This window comes from Aureimonas sp. AU4 (genome assembly GCF_001463765.1).
GTDB lineage: Bacteria > Pseudomonadota > Alphaproteobacteria > Rhizobiales > Rhizobiaceae > Aureimonas.
In genome coordinates this window covers 64,509-82,019 of sequence record NZ_BBWK01000062.1, presented here as the reverse complement: position 1 = coordinate 82,019, position 17,511 = coordinate 64,509, and the positions used below count along the sequence as shown (strand labels likewise).

At 66.2% G+C, this 17,511-nt stretch carries 13 protein-coding genes; 6 read left to right on the top strand and 7 right to left on the bottom strand.

The window, feature by feature from the left end:
• Nucleotides 1-166: 166 nt before the first annotated feature.
• Nucleotides 167-1,243 (bottom strand): glycosyltransferase family 1 protein, encoded by a 1,077-nt coding sequence (locus AUL35_RS16885; protein WP_062016828.1) that lies wholly within the window; start codon nucleotides 1,241-1,243, stop codon nucleotides 167-169.
• A gap of 184 nt (nucleotides 1,244-1,427) precedes the next feature.
• Here AUL35_RS16885 and AUL35_RS16880 point away from each other — a divergent pair, with 184 nt between their 5' ends.
• Both AUL35_RS16880 and AUL35_RS16875 read left to right on the top strand, forming a co-directional pair.
• A complete protein-coding gene (locus AUL35_RS16880; RefSeq protein ID WP_062016838.1) occupies nucleotides 1,428-2,456 on the top strand; it encodes an NAD-dependent epimerase in 1,029 nt (342 codons plus the stop codon).
• A gap of 31 nt (nucleotides 2,457-2,487) precedes the next feature.
• Complete coding sequence (locus AUL35_RS16875) at nucleotides 2,488-3,639, top strand: glycosyltransferase (protein ID WP_062016826.1); 1,152 nt, start codon at nucleotides 2,488-2,490, stop codon at nucleotides 3,637-3,639.
• On the opposite strand, the gene AUL35_RS16870 is transcribed toward AUL35_RS16875, so the two are convergent.
• The 4 genes from AUL35_RS16870 to AUL35_RS16855 form a co-directional block, all read right to left on the bottom strand.
• Entirely contained in the window at nucleotides 3,609-4,775 is a 1,167-nt protein-coding gene (locus tag AUL35_RS16870) for a nucleotide sugar dehydrogenase (RefSeq protein ID WP_062016824.1), read from the bottom strand. The two genes, AUL35_RS16875 and AUL35_RS16870, sit on opposite strands and share 31 nt — an antisense overlap.
• A gap of 121 nt (nucleotides 4,776-4,896) precedes the next feature.
• Nucleotides 4,897-6,204, bottom strand: coding sequence for an HlyD family type I secretion periplasmic adaptor subunit (locus AUL35_RS16865; RefSeq protein ID WP_062016822.1), 1,308 nt, complete (start codon nucleotides 6,202-6,204; stop codon nucleotides 4,897-4,899).
• Nucleotides 6,204-7,985 carry a type I secretion system permease/ATPase gene (locus tag AUL35_RS16860; protein WP_062016820.1) on the bottom strand — a complete coding sequence of 594 codons (1,782 nt, stop codon included), beginning with the start codon at nucleotides 7,983-7,985 and terminating at the stop codon, nucleotides 6,204-6,206. The genes AUL35_RS16865 and AUL35_RS16860 overlap by 1 nt, the downstream gene beginning before the upstream one ends.
• A 180-nt stretch (nucleotides 7,986-8,165) precedes the next feature.
• Nucleotides 8,166-9,410 (bottom strand): SGNH/GDSL hydrolase family protein, encoded by a 1,245-nt coding sequence (locus tag AUL35_RS16855; RefSeq protein WP_062016819.1) that lies wholly within the window; start codon nucleotides 9,408-9,410, stop codon nucleotides 8,166-8,168.
• 351 nt (nucleotides 9,411-9,761) lie between these two features.
• Here AUL35_RS16855 and AUL35_RS16850 point away from each other — a divergent pair, with 351 nt between their 5' ends.
• The 4 genes from AUL35_RS16850 (at nucleotide 9,762) to AUL35_RS16835 (ending at nucleotide 14,493) form a co-directional block, all read left to right on the top strand.
• The gene (locus AUL35_RS16850) at nucleotides 9,762-10,520 is read left to right on the top strand and encodes a metallophosphoesterase family protein (protein ID WP_062016816.1); all 759 of its coding nucleotides are present in this window, start codon (nucleotides 9,762-9,764) and stop codon (nucleotides 10,518-10,520) included.
• Between the two features lie 189 nt (nucleotides 10,521-10,709).
• Complete coding sequence (locus tag AUL35_RS16845; RefSeq protein ID WP_244493806.1) at nucleotides 10,710-11,474, top strand: sugar transferase; 765 nt, start codon at nucleotides 10,710-10,712, stop codon at nucleotides 11,472-11,474.
• 143 nt (nucleotides 11,475-11,617) lie between these two features.
• A complete protein-coding gene (locus AUL35_RS16840) occupies nucleotides 11,618-13,066 on the top strand; it encodes a mannose-1-phosphate guanylyltransferase/mannose-6-phosphate isomerase (RefSeq protein WP_244493805.1) in 1,449 nt (482 codons plus the stop codon).
• Entirely contained in the window at nucleotides 13,063-14,493 is a 1,431-nt protein-coding gene (locus tag AUL35_RS16835; protein WP_062016815.1) for a phosphomannomutase, read from the top strand. The genes AUL35_RS16840 and AUL35_RS16835 overlap by 4 nt, the downstream gene beginning before the upstream one ends.
• A gap of 127 nt (nucleotides 14,494-14,620) precedes the next feature.
• Here AUL35_RS16835 and AUL35_RS16830 read toward each other — a convergent pair whose 3' ends face one another.
• Together AUL35_RS16830 and lon are read right to left on the bottom strand one after the other, a co-directional pair.
• Nucleotides 14,621-14,902, bottom strand: a complete 282-nt coding sequence (locus AUL35_RS16830; RefSeq protein ID WP_062016813.1) for an HU family DNA-binding protein — start codon at nucleotides 14,900-14,902, stop codon at nucleotides 14,621-14,623.
• Between the two features lie 170 nt (nucleotides 14,903-15,072).
• The gene (gene lon / locus AUL35_RS16825; RefSeq protein ID WP_062016811.1) at nucleotides 15,073-17,484 is read right to left on the bottom strand and encodes an endopeptidase La; all 2,412 of its coding nucleotides are present in this window, start codon (nucleotides 17,482-17,484) and stop codon (nucleotides 15,073-15,075) included.
• Nucleotides 17,485-17,511: the final 27 nt, after the last annotated feature.

Here is a 17,511-nt window from a genome sequence, read left to right as displayed (position 1 = left end):
CCCGCCGGCCGCGGCTGCGTGTTGGGAAAAGTCTCCCAGGAAGGGGGTCATCTTTGCGCTCGGCTCCTCGTTCAGATGAGCCGAGAATAAGGATGCGGGCACCGGCGGGAAAAAGCAGTGCCGGCAATTCCCGTTTGCGCGCGGCGGCCCGACGGACGCCGGGCAATCAGGCGATGCCGCGCACCGCCTCGCGCAGCGCGCGGGCGGTATCCTGCCACTGGAACGACCGAAGCCGCTCCCGCGCCTCTGCCTCCGGGAACGCCGCGTCGCGTCCCGTTCCCGAAACCGCGCGCATGGCGGCCGCCATCTCGGGCTCGGACAGGGGATCGAAATAGGTCGCGGCGCCCCCGCATACCTCGCGGATCGGCGGCACGTCGGCCGCCAGAACCGGCGCCCCGTAGGTCATGGCCTCGAGTGGGGGAATCCCGAACCCTTCGTAGAGCGAGGGAAAGACGAGCGCGGTGGCGTTCGCGTAGAGCGCGGCGACCTCGGCGTCGCTTAAGCGCCCCGTCGCCACCGCGCCGGCGGGCAGCGGCTCGTGCGTCTTGCCGAAGACATTGGCCTGAGAACTCCCCACGATCACGAAGGCCCGATCGGTCTTGGCAAGCGAGGCGTAGGCCCGCAACGCGCGCTCGAGGTTCTTGTGGGGTGCGGGCGAGCCGACGAAGAGGAAGAAGCCATCGCGGCGCAGCGAGAAGCGCTCGAGAATGCCGCCGTCCGGCTGCACCTGCCCGAGATGGTCGGACCCGTTGGGCAGGACCGCGATGCGGCCGGGGTCGATCCGAAACACCGCGGCAAGCTCGCGCCGCGAAAATTCAGACACCGTGCCGAGCCAAGACAGGCGCGACAGCGCCCAGCCCAGCGTCTGGTGGAGGCTTCGGTAGCGGAAGGAGAAGAGCTTGGGCATCCGGTAGACGATCGCGTCGTGGATCACCGTGAAGGATCGGCGATGTCGCAGCGGGCCGCTGTTGGCGAGGTTGAGAAGGACGCCGTCCGCTGCAAGGCCCGGCAGCGACAGCTGCTCCCAGGCGTGGCCGCCGCCCCGACCGCCGACCCGCAAGTCGATGTTACGGAAGGGGCTCGATGCTGGATCGACACCCTGCGGCGCAAGGATCGTCCACGTCTCGTCGCCGGCGCCCTCCTGCGCGAGAATCACGTCGAGCGCCGTCAGGAGTTCCGTCGCGTAGCGTTCGACGCCCGTCATCTTCCGCGTCAGGAACCGTCCGTTGATGTAGACTTTCACAACGCGCGCTCCGGGTTTGAGGCCTTCGGTAGAAATTCGGCCACCTTTCGGCGAGACTGCGTCGCCGGCCGACCCCTTAGCCTGTTGCAATGCATCATGATAAGGACAAATCATAACGCAGTCGTCGTCCAGGACGCCGACTGCGAGCACGCGTCCTGCTCCAGCCGGAAGAAAGTTGCGCGACATGAAGGTTTTGGTGACGGGACACGCTGGGTTCATCGGCTTCCATACGGCACGTCATCTCATGGAGCGCGGCGACGAGGTCGTCGGCCTCGACGTCGTCAACGATTACTACGACCCGTCGCTGAAGCGCTCGCGCCTTGCCATCCTCGGCGAGACGGCCACCAAGCACGGCACCTTTTTCGAGAGCGTCGAGGGCAACATCGCCGATCGGGCGCTGGTCGACGACGTGTTCTACCGCCACGACTTCGACCGCGTCATTCACCTCGCCGCGCAGGCTGGCGTGCGCTATTCGCTGGTCGATCCTCATTCCTACGTCGAAAGCAACGTCTCGGGGTTCACCTGCATCCTCGAAGCCTGCCGCCACGCCAAAACGCCCCATCTCGTCTACGCCAGCACCTCGAGCGTCTACGGCGCCAACACCAAGCTGCCGTTCAGCGAGGGCGACCTCGCCGACCATCCGATCCAGTTCTACGCCGCGACCAAGCGGGCGAACGAGTTGATGGCCCACAGCTACAGCCATCTCTTCGCCCTGCCGACCACGGGTCTGCGCTTCTTCACGGTCTACGGTCCCTGGGGCCGGCCCGACATGGCGCTCTTCAAGTTCACGAAGAACATCATCGAGGACCAGCCGATCGACGTCTTCAAAGAAGGGCGCCACACGCGCGACTTCACCTTCGTCGACGACATCGTTCAGGGTGTTCTGCGCGTGTCCGACAATCCGGTGCAGCCAGACCCGAGCTGGGACGCGAGCGATCCTGACCCGGCGACGAGCTCGGCGCCCTTCCGCGTCCTCAACATCGGCAATAGCGCGCCGGTCCAGCTCACCGCCTATATCAAGGCGCTCGAAAAGGCGCTGGGCCGCAAGGCGCGCAAGAACCTTCTCCCGCTGCAGCCGGGCGACGTGCCCGACACGTTCGCCGATCTCTCACGTCTCGACGCGGCGGTGGGCGCATGGCCGCGCACCAGCGTCGAGGAGGGCGTGCAGCGCTTCGTGACGTGGTACCTCCAGTATCACCGCATCAACGGCTGAAGCTCCTCTCCTGCGCGAGAACCCGGACGGCATGCGTATCCTGCACTTCGCCCAGAACGTCGCCGGTGGCATTTCCAGCTACTTCGACGAGATCGCCCAGCATCAGCTCGACCGCTACGGGCCGGGAAATGTCGTTTTCCTGATGCCGGATCGGGACGTGGCGAACCTGTCGCGCGTGCCGCACGAATGCGTGCGCACGTTCGACTGCGTCGAGCGGACACCGGGCGACTTCTGGAAGCTGGCCAAGCTCGTGCGGCGCGTGACCGCAGAGTTCGAGCCCGACATCATCCACCTGCACTCGACCTTCGCGGGAACGATCTTCCGTGCCGTGATCCCGTTCCTGCGGCGGCGGCCGAAGGTCGTCTACTGTCCGCACGGCTGGGCGTTTGCGCGCGAGCAGTCAGCCAAGGCAAGCTACGTCTACGCCCAGCTGGAAAGCCTGATGATGCGCTGGACCGACGTGTGCATCAACATCTCCGAGAACGAGGCGCGCCTTGCCGCCGCCCACGGCGTCCCGCTGGACAAGTGCGTCACCGTCCAGAACGGCATCGCCGCCGAACTCGGGCCGCGCGTTCCGCTCGTCCTGCGCGGCTCGGACGAGCGTACGGGCATCCGCCTCCTTTTCGTGGGACGCCACGATCCCCAGAAGGGCATCGACATCCTCCTGCGGGCGATGCAGCTCGTGAAGCGGCCGGAACTCTATCTCGACGTCGCCGGTGCGTCGGTCGTGTCGAAGGCCACGGTCGACCACCTCGTCACGCGCCCTAACGTCACGCTTTTCGGCCACGTCACGCGCAGCCAGGTGCAGGGGCTGATGGAAGCCTGCGACGCGATCGTCGTGCCGTCGCGCTGGGAGGGCTTCGGTCTCGTGGTTCTTGAGGCCATGCGCGTCGGCAAGCCGGCGATCGTCAGCCCGAACGGCGCCCTGCCGGATCTCGTCGAGGACGGCGTGACCGGTTTCATTGCGCGGGACATGGCGCCTGCCGGACTTGCGGCGCTACTGGACAGCCTCGACCGCACGACGCTCGCCCGCATGGGCGAGGCGGCCGAGCGTCGCTTCCACGCCCGTTACACGTCGGATCGCATGAACGCCGGGATCGACGAGATCTACCGGCGGCTGGTGCCGGCGGCCTTCCCGGTTGCGCCGGTGCCTCAGTCGGCGCCGAATAAGTCTCGCGTGTAGACCTTCTCGCGAACGTCTTCGAGATCGCTTGCCAGACGGTTGGCGACGATCACGTCGGACCGACTCTTGAACTCCGACAGGTCGGTCATTACCGGCGAGCGGAAGAACTCGTTTTCCGCGTAGTTGGGCTCATAGATCACGACGTTGATGCCCTTCGCCTTGATCCGCTTCATGATGCCTTGGATCGAGGACTGCCGGAAGTTGTCGGATCCGAGCTTCATCGTCAGGCGGTAGATACCGACGACCTGCGGCCGCAGCCGGATGATGCTGTCGGCCACGAAGTCCTTGCGGGTCGTGTTGGACTCCACGATCGCTTGGACGAGGTTCTGCGGCACGTCGCGATAGTTGGCCAGAAGCTGCTTGGTGTCCTTGGGTAGGCAATAGCCGCCATAGCCGAACGACGGGTTGTTGTAGTGCCGGCCGATGCGCGGATCGAGACTGACGCCCTCAATGATCTCGCGCGTGTCCAGTCCGTGGGTCGCCGCGTAGGTGTCGAGCTCATTGAAGTAGGCGACGCGCATGGCGAGATAGGTGTTGGAGAAGAGCTTGACCGCCTCGGCCTCGCTCGATCCCGTGAAAAGGACCTCGACGTCGGGCTTGAGCGCGGCTTCGCGCAAAAGGTCCGCGAAGCGCTCGGCGCGTTCGGAATGCTCGCCGACGACGATGCGCGTGGGATGAAGATTATCGTAGAGGGCGCGTCCCTCTCGCAGGAACTCCGGCGAGAAAATGATGTTGCCGACGCCGAGCCGCTCGCGCAGCCTGGCGGTGTAGCCGACCGGGATTGTCGACTTGATCACGATGCAGGCCTCGGGCGCGACCGCCAGGACGTCGCCGATCGCGGACTCAACGATGCGTGTGTCGAAGTAGTTCGTGTCGGGGTCGTAGTTGGTGGGCGCGGCGACGATCACGTAGTCGGCGCCGCCATAGGCGTCGGCGCGGTCCGTGGTGGCGCGCAAGTTCAGCGGCTTTTCGCGCAGGTATTCCGAGACCTCGGCATCGGCGATCGGGGAGACGCGCTGATTGACCAGTTCCACCCGGCGAGCGTCCGGGTCGAAGGCAACGACCTCGTTGCGCTGCGCCAGCAGTACGGCGTTGGATATGCCGACATAGCCCAAGCCTGCGATGGCGATTTTCATGCCTGCCCCCTGTCCGCCTGAGTAGGGGCGGACTCCAGCCCCTATGCTGCAGCACCTATGCGTTGGCGCATTGCAGCATACAACGGGCGAACACGGCGGCGGTGCGCCGTCGGGTCGAAGGCTACTTCTCGCGGAACGAACGCGACATCTGCTCGGCGAGCGGCTCGACGAGGTAATCGAAGGCGGTGCGCTCCCGCGTCTTCAGAAACACCTCCACCGGCATGCCGGGCACCGGCTTCACGGCGCCCAGTCGCGCGAGCTGATCAGGCGAAACACCGACGCGGATCGAATAGTAGCTGGCACCGGTCCGCGTCTCTTGCGAGACGTCCGCCGACACGTGCAGAACCTCGCCTAGGATCTCGGGGGTCGTCCGCGAGTTCGCTGCGCTGAACCGCAGATCCGTCTGCTGGCCGACGTGAACGTCGTTGATGTCCTGCGGCGGCAGGTTGGCCTCGACGATGAGGCGGTCATCCTGCGGAACGATCTCCATGATCGTCTCGCCCGGACGAACAACGCCGCCGACCGTATGGACGTCGAGCTGATGCACGGTGCCGGCCTGCGGTGCGCGGATGTCGATGCGGGCGAGCTGGTCTTCCGCCGCGGTCCGGCGCTCGGCAAGTTCCGAAAGGCTTGCGCGGATCTCGCCAAGATCGCGCGAGGCCTCCGAGCGCATCGTATGGTCGATCTGGATGATCTGCAGCTCGCCCTCGGCGATGCGCCCCCTGGCGGCGGCGATCGAGGACTGGAACTGGCCCCGCTCGCCGCGCAAAGCTGCCTGATCGCGCTTCAGCGCGGCGACGCGCGAGAAGGGCGTCAGCTGGCGGTCGACGAGTTCCTGGACGCCCTTCAGTTCCTGGTCGATCAGCACGAGCTGCTCGTCCTTGGCCCGGATCTGCTCCTCCAGGCCAGCGATCTCCTCCCCGAACTCGAGGATCTTCTGACGCAGCTGGGCTCGCTCGCCCTCGCGCGCCTCGCGCCGGATCGCGAAGAGGCGGGCCTCCTCCTGCAGGAGCCGGGCGACCGTCGGATCGTCTGCTCGTCGCAGCAGCGCCTCGGGGAAAGCGACCGTCGCATCGCCCGTCTGCTCAGTGCGCACGCGCGCCTGGCGGGCCTCAAGCTCGTCCATCTGCCTCACGACGATGCCGAGCGAAGCGCGAGCCTGCGTGGCGTCAAGACGCAGGAGAACTTGCCCGGCCTCTACGTGGTCGCCGTCGTGGACGGCGAGTTCGCCGACCACGCCGCCGGTCGGGTGCTGGACCTTCTTGACGCTGGAGGCGACCACGAGCTGGCCGTGGGTGACTACGGCACCCGAAAGCTTGGCGGTGGCGCCCCAGGCTGTGAGAGCGCCCGCCAGGAGGACGCTTGCCGCAACGCCAAAGCGCAGGTGGCGGCGGACGGAAAGAAGCGAGGGGGAACGAGGGGCGCTCATCAAGCGGCTCCGGCGATCGAGGCGGGGAAGGCGGTAGAGCGCTGCGCTGGGACGGAGGCCGAGGCTGCGGCGGTCGCGATGGCGGGGCGGGTCAACGGAATGCCGAGTACCTCCTCCTTCGGCCCGAACTGCGCGATCCGCCCGTCCTGCATTACGAGAACGAGGTTCAGCGCGGTCAGGGCGCTGGGTCGGTGGGCCACTACGACGGCGATGCCGCCGCGCAGGCGCACCGACATGATGGCGTGGGTCAGCGCCTCCTCTCCGTCGCCGTCGAGGTTGGAGTTTGGCTCGTCGAGCACCACAAGGAAGGGGCGTCCGTAGAGCGCGCGGGCGAGGCCGACGCGCTGGCGCTGGCCTGCGGACAGGGCACGGCCGCCCTCCCCGACCTCGGTCTCGTAGCCCTTCGGCAAGCGCAGGATGAGCTCGTGGACGCCGGCCGCCCTCGCCGCATCGATCACGGCCTCGGCGCTCGCCGCCTCGTCAAAGCGCGCGATATTCTCGGCGATCGTGCCGGCGAAAAGCTGCACGTCCTGCGGAAGGTAGCCGACATGGGCCCCGAGGCGCTCTGGCGACCACTGGTCGAGCGCCCCGCCGTCGAGGCGCACCGCGCCGCGTTCGGGTCGCCAAGCGCCGACGATGGCGCGGATCAGCGAGGATTTGCCGGAGGCGCTCGGACCGATGACACCAAGACCCTGGCCCGCCTCGAGGCGGAACGAGGCGCCCTGCACGGTCGCGGCGGTTGAGCCGGGCGGCACGACGACCACGCCCTCGAGGACGATCTCACGCTCCGGCTTGGGCAGGGGTAGCGGCATGGCCTCCGCCGGCATCGCCTGAAGAAGATCGGACAGGCGATTCCAGCCGTGGCGGGCTGCAACGAAGCCCTTCCACTGGGTGATGGCGAGCTCGATCGGCGCAAGGGCCCGCGCCGACAGGATCGACCCGGCGATGATGATGCCGCCGGATGCCTGCTGGTTGACGACGAGATAGGCGCCCACAGCTAGCACGCCCGACTGCAGTGCCATGCGGAAGGTCTTTGAGAACGCGCCGAGCGCCGCGCCGACGTCGGCGCCACGCGCCTGCTCCGCGCGAAACGCCCCGTTCGCCAAGCTCCAACGGCGCGAGAGGCGCCCCTCCATGCCCATCGAGCGCATGACCTCGGCATTGCGCCGATATGTTTCGGCAAGCGACAAGCGCTGCTGCCCGAGATTGGCGCTGCGCTCGACGGGCGCCTTCGTCAGGCGCTCGGTCAGGAAGGTCAGCGCGACCAGGACCGTTCCGCCCGCCAGCACCGTCCACCCGATGGTCGGATGGAAGGCAAAGCAGATCGCGAGGTAGAGTGGTAGCCAGGGCAGGTCGAAGAGAGCCGATGGGCCGGTGCCCGACAGGAAGCCCCGCACGGTGTCGAGGTCGCGCGAGGGCTGGGCGCTATCGACGTTCGGCGCGACGAGCGGCAGCTTCATGCCGAGCTGGAAGGATCGGCCGCTCAATTCCTCGTCCAGCGCGCCGCCGACGCGCGTGAGGATGCGGGCGCGAAGCACGTCCATCACGCCCTGAAACGCGTAGAGGACGAGCGCGATCACGCACAGGCCGATAAGCGTCGGGACGCTGCGGCTCGGCAGGACGCGGTCATAGACTTGCAGCATGAAGAACGACCCGGTGAGATACAGGACGTTCAGGAGACCGCTGAGGATTGCGACGCCGGCGAAGGCGGATCGGCACCTGCGCAACGCCGCCTTGAGTTCGCCCGGCGCGCGCGGCTGGTGGTTCGGATGGCTCGTCATGACACGTCCCTGCTCGTGCTCGGAACCGCTTCGCGCCGTCGAGACGGGGGGCGGTTGCTCATGGGAAGGACGTTAGGGCCGGACCTTGCAACGAAGCGTCTAACCGCCGGATCGATCGTGGGTTAAGGTTCACGCGCGGTTGACGGGGTCGGGCGAATGTTAGCGAAGCAGGACTGAAAGCTAGGGCGTCGTGACGCGGTGCCTGGAAAACGTCGCACTGGCACCCCCCGGTCCCGAGAAGTGGAGCCCGAAGCGCGTCGTGAACCATTCGCGTGCGCCGTCCGGAACGACAAGCGACGGGGTCTCGAGCGAGAGGCTTCGGGCCGCGTCGGGTCCAGGCCCCCCCGTTCCCCAGAAGTTGTCGAAGGCGTCGAGTGAAACGCCAGCCCGCCGGACCTGCAGCTGCAGGTAGGGACCGGTCAAGCCGACGGCGCCGGGCGCGACCTCTGCCCCGACGCTTTCCCTGTACGCCTGCCCGACCTTCTCGCCCAGAAGGTCGGCGCCAAGGCTGCACGTGCCGGCGGCCATGGCCCGCACCGTCATCCGCAAAGTTCCCGGCTCTCCAGCTGAGACGTCCGCGTCGAGCCCTGGATCGCAGCGTGCCACGTAGGTTCGCGGAACCGTGCCACGGGTGCTTCCGCTCGCCTCCCCCCCGGACGGCTGCGCGAACTCACCGTTCGGCACGAGGTTCTCGACCGCGACGTTCGACGCGGCAGGGAGAAGTGGTGCCATCAGTGCCGCGAAGGCCTGACCCGCCGCGATCCCGCCAAGGTTGTCGAGGTGAACGCCGTCGTGCGCATATCCCGACCGAAACAGAAGCGGTGCTCCCGCAAGCGTCGTCGCGGCCGGCAGGTCGAAGACGATCACCTCCGGGTGCTCGTCGGCATAGGCGCGTACGGCATTGTTGTAGGCCGCAACGCTTGCCAGACGCGCTGGATCGGCCGAGAAGGCCGCTGCTCCCGGCTCCAGAACGAGGATCGGACGAAGGCCCGCCGTCCGAAGCTTGTCGATCTGGCCGCGGACGCCGTGCAGCAGTCCTGCAAGGTTGCCGGCGAAATAGTCCTGCGCCCCGCGCTGCGCGATATCGTTGACGACTCCGAAGACGAGAACCCACAGTGCCGGCGACGCGATCGCCTGCTCGACGTTGCGATCGCTCAGGTACTCGTCGGAACGCTGCCCGGAGACGGCGAGGTTCAGCGCAGTCTTGAGCCTCCTGTCGAGGAGCTGGGCCGCCACGTTTCCGAAAAAGCGGGCCGAAGCGACGTGCTGGATCGGATCGTTGAACTGCGCGGCGACGCGGCTGTCGCCGAGATAGGCGATCTGCTCGGCGTCCCTTTCGCGCGGTGCGGCCTCGACCGGCCGCGGAGGGGTCGTCACTAGAAGAACGAGGCAGGCAACAAGAATCAGCGCGACCTTACGGCCCATGGTCGTCGTGTCCTCGTTCCGTCCCGTTTGCGGCGGTTGACCTTTCGCGTCGGGTGCGGGCGCCGCATGCAGGTTATAAGGCGGTCGATGCTCAGGGCGAGCCTCAACTGCAGCCTGCCATCGGCGGGGTGCCACCTATATTCCAGTCAGCGCGTTGCCCTGACAGAGAGTCTTCATGCAGACCAAAGCGATCGATACCGCCTCAACGACGAACGCTGCGTCCGGCTGTCCGGCTGCCGGGTGCGTCGCCTCGTGATTGCGAAGTCGATCCGACGCCTTTTTGCGTCCGCGCTCCCGCTCCGGTTCCCCGCTTCTCGGGAGCCGGCCGGGACCGTTCGAAGAGAACGGATCGTGATCGCATCCCCGGATACCATCTTCTATGCAATCGGCGACGTGCATGGATGCTACGACCAGCTTCGGCGTCTGGAAGATGCAATCCTCGTCGACGGTAGCCAGTTCGACGAACGCAAACACATCGTGATGCTCGGCGACTATGTCGACCGGGGACCGAATTCCGCAGCCGTGCTGGAACACCTGTCGAGCGAACTGCCTCCGGGTTTCGAGCGAACCTCTCTGTGCGGCAATCACGAGCAAGAGATGCTCGGCTTTCTCGAAGATCCGGACGGTCATGCCAACTGGCTACGGCTCGGCAGCGACGCGACGCTCAAATCCTACGGTATCGACCTCGAACATCTGCTCGAACTCTACGGCGGAGATCTGTCGGCGGTTCGCGATGTCCTTCTGGATGCAATGCCGGCGGAACACATCGCTACTTTGCGAGGCTTGGCGTCGATCGCCGTCGCAAACGACATCGTCTTCGTTCACGCGGGGTTGCGACCGGGTTTTGAGCTCGAGCGGCAAAGCGAAGAGGATCTCCTCTGGATACGCAATCCCTTCCTGGAGCGCGGGCCGGAGCTGCCGGTCTTCGTCGTGCACGGCCACACGCCCGTGGAAAAGCCAGTGTTTCGGCCCGGCCGACTCGGCATTGACACCGGGGCGTTCAAGACCGGGCGCCTTACCGCCGCCAGGATCTTTCGCCGGCATGTGCATCTCATGCACACGCGCCGCTCGGGAGACGTGGACGTCTCGCCGGACACATTCGTGATCTGACCGACAGGGTGGCGCACTTAATGTCGGTCGGCATGCCGCGGAGAATACGCGCTTGTCGCGAAGACCGTGAATGACAAGTTCCCGATTTCGCATATCTGTCCTGCAGAAACCTTTGAACCATCGCATTGAGACAAGCATTGTAGTGCGACATATTACTCAACCAAATGTTAACCTTTGCAGGAAGCGGCGATGCTGGAGACCGGACGTTTGTTGCGCGGCGCGACGGCTGCTGCCAAGCTCGGCCTGGGCGAGATGGGCGATCTGCACATCGGCGAGGTGTTGGTGCGCGAGCATGGCGGGCTGGAGCGCGCGCCCGGTGCGCTGGAGCGCCTCGACCGGCCGGTGGGCGGCGCGGCCAAGCGCGCGCTGGACGTGGTTTTGGCGGCGGGTGCGCTTGTGGCGCTGGCGCCGCTGCTGCTCGTGATCGTCGCGCTGATGAAGCTGTCGGATCCCGGCCCGGTCCTGTTCGGCCACCGGCGCATCGGCTTCGGCGGGCGCTACTTCCTTTGCTACAAGTTCCGCTCCATGGCCACCAACTCGGCCGAGCTCCTCCAGGAGCTCCTCCAGCGCGACCCCGCCGCCCGCGCCGAGTGGGAGGCCAGCCACAAGCTGCGCAACGACCCGCGCGTCACCCGCCTCGGCCGCTTCCTGCGCGAGACCAGCCTCGACGAGCTGCCCCAGCTCTTCAACGTCCTGCGCGGCGAGATGAGCCTGGTCGGCCCGCGCCCCATCGTGGACGAGGAGGCGCACCGCTATGCCCACCGCTTCAGCACCTACAAGCGTGCCCGCCCCGGCCTCACCGGCATGTGGCAGGTCAACGGACGCTCCGACACGAGCTACGCCACGCGCGTCAAGTACGACAGCTACTACGTGCGCAACGCCTCCACGCTCCTCGACCTGCGCATCATGGCAAAGACCGTCAAGGTCGTCGTCGCCCGCGACGGAAGCTGCTGAGCGACAGCTCGAAATCTCCCTTCGAATTAAGGTATTCTCGCGGAATTAACAGCATTTCCGCCTTTTGCTGCACCGCCTTCTAGCGTCCCCTTCGCCGTGATAGAGCGCTTGCGGCGAATGTTCGCCGTAGCGAATAGTTTGAGGTGCCTCCTATGGAGCATGAAGTGATCATTCCGATCATCCTGTGCGGCGGATCGGGGACGCGCCTGTGGCCCGTCTCGCGCGACTCGATGCCCAAGCAGTTCGTTTCGCTCATGGGAACGGGACGCTCGACCTTTCAGGATACGGTGCTTCGTGTGCGGGGAAGCGGTTGGGCTCGCCCGGTTGTGCTGACCCATGGCGACTTCCGCTTCATTGTGATGGAGCAATTGCGCGAGATCGGCGCCGAGGCTGACGTGATCCTTGAGCCCGAGCGCCGCGACTCCGCCCCCGCTGTCGCGGTGGCCGCGCTCGTCGCACAGCGGCGCGGGAGCATCGCACTCGTCGTCGCAGCCGATCATGTCGTCGACGATGCCGCCGCGTTCCGCCGGGACTGCGAGGCGGCTGCGACCGCGGCACGCCCGGACCCCGACGGACGGGGCGGCCGCATCATGCTTCTGGGCATCGCGCCCGATCATCCATCCACCGCCTACGGGTACATCGCCGTTGGCGAGCCGGTCGGGCCAGACCGGAACGCGGGGACCTTCGAAGTCGAACACTTCAACGAGAAGCCGGATGCGGCCCGCGCGCTCCAACTCATCGAGGACGGCTGCGTCTGGAACAGCGGGAACTTCCTGTTCGATCCGGCCGTCATGATCGAGGAGTTGGAGCGCGGCGCCCCGGACGTGCTGAGCGGCGCTCGCGACAGCCTCGACAACGCGGTTCGCGATCTCGACTTCCTGCGCCTCGACGCATCCGGCTTCGCCAAGGCTCCGCGCATCTCCATCGACTATGCCGTCATGGAGAAGACGCGCAAGGCCGGCGTCGTGCGCGCCCACTTCGGATGGTCCGACATCGGCGCATGGAATGCCCTGTACGACGTCCTGCCGCGTGACGGGTCGGGCAATGCGGTCGAGGGTCCGGTATCAATTGCAGGGACAAGCGGAAGCCTCGTGCGCGCCGACGGCATCCTGACGGCGGTCGTCGGTCTGACGGACGCCGTCGTCGTCGCGACGCCCGACGCCGTTCTCGTGACGACCCGCGAGCGTGCCGGCGAGGTGAAGGGCCTCGTCTCCCAGCTGCGCGACGAAGGCCGCGAGGAAGCCGGACAGCACCGGCGCATCCATCGTCCGTGGGGATGGTATCAGCGCATCGACATCGGCACCCGCTTCCAGGTCAAGCAGATCTGCGTCCATCCCGGCGCCCGCCTCAGCCTGCAGAAGCATTTTCACCGGGCGGAGCATTGGATCGTCGTCCAGGGCACGGCCGAGGTCACGATCGATGCGACCGTGAAGCTCGTTCACGAAAACGAGGCTGCGTATCTACCGATCGGCTGCACCCATCGCCTCCACAATCCCGGCAAGATCGAGCTGCGTCTGATCGAGGTGCAGGTCGGTTCCTACACCGGCGAGGACGACATCGTCCGCGTCGAGGACATCTACGCGCGCACATGAGTGGACCCAGCCTGAAGTTCGGCACCAGCGGCCTTCGCGGCCTCGTCGTCGATCTCGTCGGCGACCCGACCCGTCTGTGGGTCGGCCGCTTCCTGCGTCATCTCGAGGCGACGGGGCAGACCGACGGGCGAACGCTGCTCGTCGGCCGAGACCTGCGCTCGTCCTCGCCGCAGATCGCGGCCGATGCCATCGAGACCGCTCGCCGGCTCGGCTGGCAAGCCGTCGACTGCGGCGCACTGCCGACACCGGCCCTGGCGCTCGACAGCCTTCGACGCGCGGTCCCGGCCGTCATGATAACCGGCAGCCACATTCCCGACGATCGCAACGGATTGAAGTTCTATCGCCCTGACGGCGAAATCGGAAAGGCGGACGAGGCGGCGATCCTCGCGATAGAGGATCCGTTCGGCAGCGCATCGGCCGGCGAGAGCGGCACCGTGGTTGCAGACGGCACGCTGATCGAGCGTTATCTTGCTCGATATACCCGCTTCTTCGCACCGGACGCGCTCGAAGGCCTCAGCGTCGGCATCTACCAGCACAGCACGGTCGCACGCGACGTGCTCGTCGCGATCCTGGATCGGCTCGGTGCAAGGACCGAGGCATTCGGGCGATCCGACGCCTTCCTGCCGGTGGATACGGAAGCTCACAGGCCGGAGGACGTCGTCGCCCTGCGCACATGGGGCGGGCTCGGCCGCTTCGACGCCATCGTCTCGGCAGACGGCGATGCCGATCGTCCGCTGGTGGCGGATGAGCACGGCACAATTCTTCGCGGCGATATTCTTGGCCTTCTCACGGCTCAGTATCTCGGACTGTCCACGGTCGTGACGCCGGTCACCTCGTCATCCGCAATGGAGAAGGCCGCATTTCTGACGGGCGTGCGCCGCACCCGGGTCGGGTCGCCCTTCGTGATTGCCGGCATGAACGATGCCATCGCTGCCGGCGAGCGCGTGATCGGCTTCGAGGCCAATGGCGGCGTTCTTCTCGGCAGCGTGGTTGAGCGCGACGGACGCCGCATCGAGGCGCTCGCCACCCGCGATGCCCTGCTTCCGATCCTGTCGCTCCTCGCCGATGCGAAGCGTCGCGGCACGGCCGTCTCGCGCCTCGTCGCGGATCTCGGCGCGGGCGCTGCGGCGTCGGACCGGCTTGCGGAAATCGACATGGCGGCAGCGCGGCGCTTCATCGACCGGCTTGAGAGTGACGGCGCCTATCGTGACGCCGTCCTTGACTTCGAGGGCGGCGTCGCCTCCGTGAACACCGCTGACGGCGTTCGGATGACGACACGGTACGGCAGTACGGTGCACTTCCGGCCCTCGGGCAACGCGCCCGAGCTACGCTGCTATGTCGAGGCGGCGAGCCAAGACGAGGCGCAGACGCTGCTAGCACGTGGTCTCGGAACAGCACGCGTCGAACTCTTGAGGCACGCCGGCTGAGCCGAGCGGGAGGAACACGCGAGCGTCGTCCAGACGCCCGCCGGATAAACGAAAAGGGCCGGTTCCTCTCGGAACCGGCCCTTTTGCGTGAATGGTGACGCGTCGGAGAATTCGGCGCGACAGTGGCTTACTTGCCGGGATTCAGCGAATCCTTGAGACCCTTGCCAGGCGCGAACTTCGCAACGTTCCGCGCGGGAATGTCGACCTCGGCGCCGGTCGAGGGGTTGCGCCCCTTGGAGGCGGCGCGGTGCGACACGGAGAAGGTGCCGAAGCCGACGAGACGAATGTCGTCGCCCTTGGCCATGGCCTCCTGCATCGCCTCGAAGACCGCGTCCACGGCGCCGACGGCGTCCTGCTTGGAAAGGCTCGCCTTTTCGGCGACGGCGGCGACGAGTTCGTTCTTGTTCATTCAAAGACTCCCGGGTTCGCTAGAGGCTGACCGACTCAGGTGCGTCACGATGCTCAAAAGGCCACTCCGTCGCAACCCCGTCCGGCCGCAAATGCTCAGTTTGCAGGACTTTCCACACGAAAATGCCGCCCCGAGGGGCGGCATCCGGATCGGCAGAGCCGAAAGCTTGCTCAGTGGGCGACGGCGGAGCCGCCTTCGTCGCCGGCCGACGGCACCGCCAGCGGCTCGTCGGCCTCGTTCCACTCGACCGGGGTCGGCTGCCGAACGAGCGCATGCAGAAGCACTTCGCCCATGCGCGAGACCGGAACGATCTCGAGTTCGTTCTTCACGTTGTCCGGGATGTCCACCAAGTCCTTGGCGTTCTCCTCCGGAATCAGAACCTTCTTGATGCCGCCTCGCAGCGCCGCAAGAAGCTTCTCCTTAAGACCGCCGATAGGCAGCACCCGGCCCCGCAGCGTGATCTCGCCGGTCATGGCGATGTCGCGGCGAACGGGGATCCCCGTCATGACCGACACGATGGCGGTGGCCATCGCAGTGCCCGCCGACGGCCCGTCCTTCGGGGTGGCCCCCTCCGGCACGTGGACGTGGATGTCGCGCTTGTCGAAGATCGGCGGCTTGATGCCGTAGTCCAGCGCTCTGCTGCGGACGTAGCTGGCAGCTGCCGAGATGGACTCCTTCATCACGTCTTTGAGGTTGCCCGTCACGGTCATGCGGCCCTTGCCGGGCATCATGACGCCCTCGATCGTGAGCAACTCGCCCCCAACCTCGGTCCAGGCCAAACCCGTGACCACGCCGACCTGATCCTCGGCATCGATCTCGCCGAAGCGGTAGCGCGGAACACCGAGGTAGTCGGCCAGATTGGCCGCCGTCACATCGACGCTCTTGGCCTCGCCCTTGAGGATCTGGGTGACGGCCTTGCGGGCAAGCTTCATCAACTCACGCTCGTAGGAACGCACGCCCGCCTCGCGAGTGTAGCGCTGGGCGATCGCCCGCAGAGCATCCTCGGCCACAGAGAACTCGCCCGGCTGCAGCGCATGGTCGCGGATCGCCTTCGGCAAAAGGTGACGCTTGGCGATCTCGATCTTCTCGTCCTCGGTGTAACCCGCGATCCGGATGATCTCCATGCGGTCCATGAGCGGACCTGGAATGTTCAGCGTATTGGCTGTCGTCACGAACATCGTGGACGAGAGGTCGTACTCGACTTCTAGGTAGTGGTCCATGAAGGTCGCGTTCTGCTCTGGGTCGAGCACCTCGAGAAGCGCCGAGGACGGATCGCCCCGGAAATCCTGGCCCATCTTATCGATCTCATCGAGCAGGAAGAGCGGGTTGTTGCGCTTCGCCTTCTTGAGCGACTGGATCACCTTGCCCGGCATGGAGCCGATGTACGTCCGGCGATGGCCGCGGATCTCGGCCTCGTCACGAACGCCGCCCAGCGCCATGCGAACATACTCGCGGCCCGTCGCACGCGCGATGGACTTGGCGAGCGACGTCTTGCCGACGCCCGGAGGACCGACGAGGCACAGGATCGGCCCCTTCAGCTTGTTCTGACGGCTCTGAACGGCAAGATACTCGACGATGCGCTCCTTGACCTTGTCGAGGCCGTAATGTTCCTCGTCGAGGATCGCCTCGGCCTTCTTGAGGTCGATGCGGACCTTAGACGACTTGCCCCAGGGCAGGCCGAGCAGCCAGTCGAGGTAGTTGCGAACAACCGTCGCCTCGGCCGACATCGGGCTCATCTGCTTGAGCTTTTTCAGCTCGGCCGACGCCTTCTCCTTGGCCTCCTTGGAGAGCTTCGTCTTCTTGATGCGCTCCTCGATCTCGGCGACCTCGTCGCGGCCTTCCTCGCCGTCGCCGAGTTCCTTCTGGATCGCCTTCATCTGCTCGTTGAGGTAGTACTCGCGCTGGGTCTTCTCCATCTGGCGCTTGACGCGCGAGCGGATGCGCTTCTCCACCTGCAGCACGGAGATCTCGGCCTCCATGAAGCCGAGCGCCTTCTCGAGACGCTCCCGTACCGAGACGATGCCCAGCATCTCCTGCTTCTCGGGGATCTTGATCGCGAGATGCGAGGCGACCGTGTCGGCAAGCTTGGAGTAGTCGTCGATCTGCCCTGCAGCACCGACGACTTCCGGGCTGATCTTCTTGTTGAGCTTGACGTAGTTCTCGAACTCCGAGATCACCGAGCGCGCAAGCGCCTCGATCTCGACGGCGTCCTCGTCGACCTCGGGAACCACGGATGCGACGGCCTCGTGCCATTCGGTGCGGTCCGTAAAGCTTTCGACGCGCGCGCGAGCGACGCCCTCGACGAGGACCTTAACGGTTCCGTCGGGCAGCTTCAGGAGTTGCAGAACGTTGGCCAGCGTTCCCAACTCGTAGATGGCGTCGGGCGCGGGATCCTCGTCGCTCGCGTTCCGCTGGGTCGCGAGCAGGATCTGCTTGTCGGCGCCCATGACTTCCTCGAGCGCCTTGATAGACTTTTCGCGCCCAACGAAGAGGGGCACGATCATGTGCGGGAAGACGACGATGTCGCGCAGGGGGAGAACCGGGAAGGACCCGGCCTGCGGGGTGGTCTTCGAAGTCGGCATGACAGTCCTTTCTGCGGCAGAAGCCGC

Coding starts and splice junctions, on each gene's coding strand:
- AUL35_RS16880 (WP_062016838.1), top strand. CDS start 1,428: ATGAAGGTTTTGGTGACGGGACACGCTGGGTTCATCGGCTTCCATACG.
- AUL35_RS16875 (WP_062016826.1), top strand. CDS start 2,488: ATGCGTATCCTGCACTTCGCCCAGAACGTCGCCGGTGGCATTTCCAGC.
- AUL35_RS16870 (WP_062016824.1), bottom strand. CDS start 4,775: ATGAAAATCGCCATCGCAGGCTTGGGCTATGTCGGCATATCCAACGCC.
- AUL35_RS16865 (WP_062016822.1), bottom strand. CDS start 6,204: ATGAGCGCCCCTCGTTCCCCCTCGCTTCTTTCCGTCCGCCGCCACCTG.
- AUL35_RS16860 (WP_062016820.1), bottom strand. CDS start 7,985: ATGACGAGCCATCCGAACCACCAGCCGCGCGCGCCGGGCGAACTCAAG.
- AUL35_RS16855 (WP_062016819.1), bottom strand. CDS start 9,410: ATGGGCCGTAAGGTCGCGCTGATTCTTGTTGCCTGCCTCGTTCTTCTA.
- AUL35_RS16845 (WP_244493806.1), top strand. CDS start 10,710: ATGCTGGAGACCGGACGTTTGTTGCGCGGCGCGACGGCTGCTGCCAAG.
- AUL35_RS16835 (WP_062016815.1), top strand. CDS start 13,063: ATGAGTGGACCCAGCCTGAAGTTCGGCACCAGCGGCCTTCGCGGCCTC.
- AUL35_RS16830 (WP_062016813.1), bottom strand. CDS start 14,902: ATGAACAAGAACGAACTCGTCGCCGCCGTCGCCGAAAAGGCGAGCCTT.
- lon (WP_062016811.1), bottom strand. CDS start 17,484: ATGCCGACTTCGAAGACCACCCCGCAGGCCGGGTCCTTCCCGGTTCTC.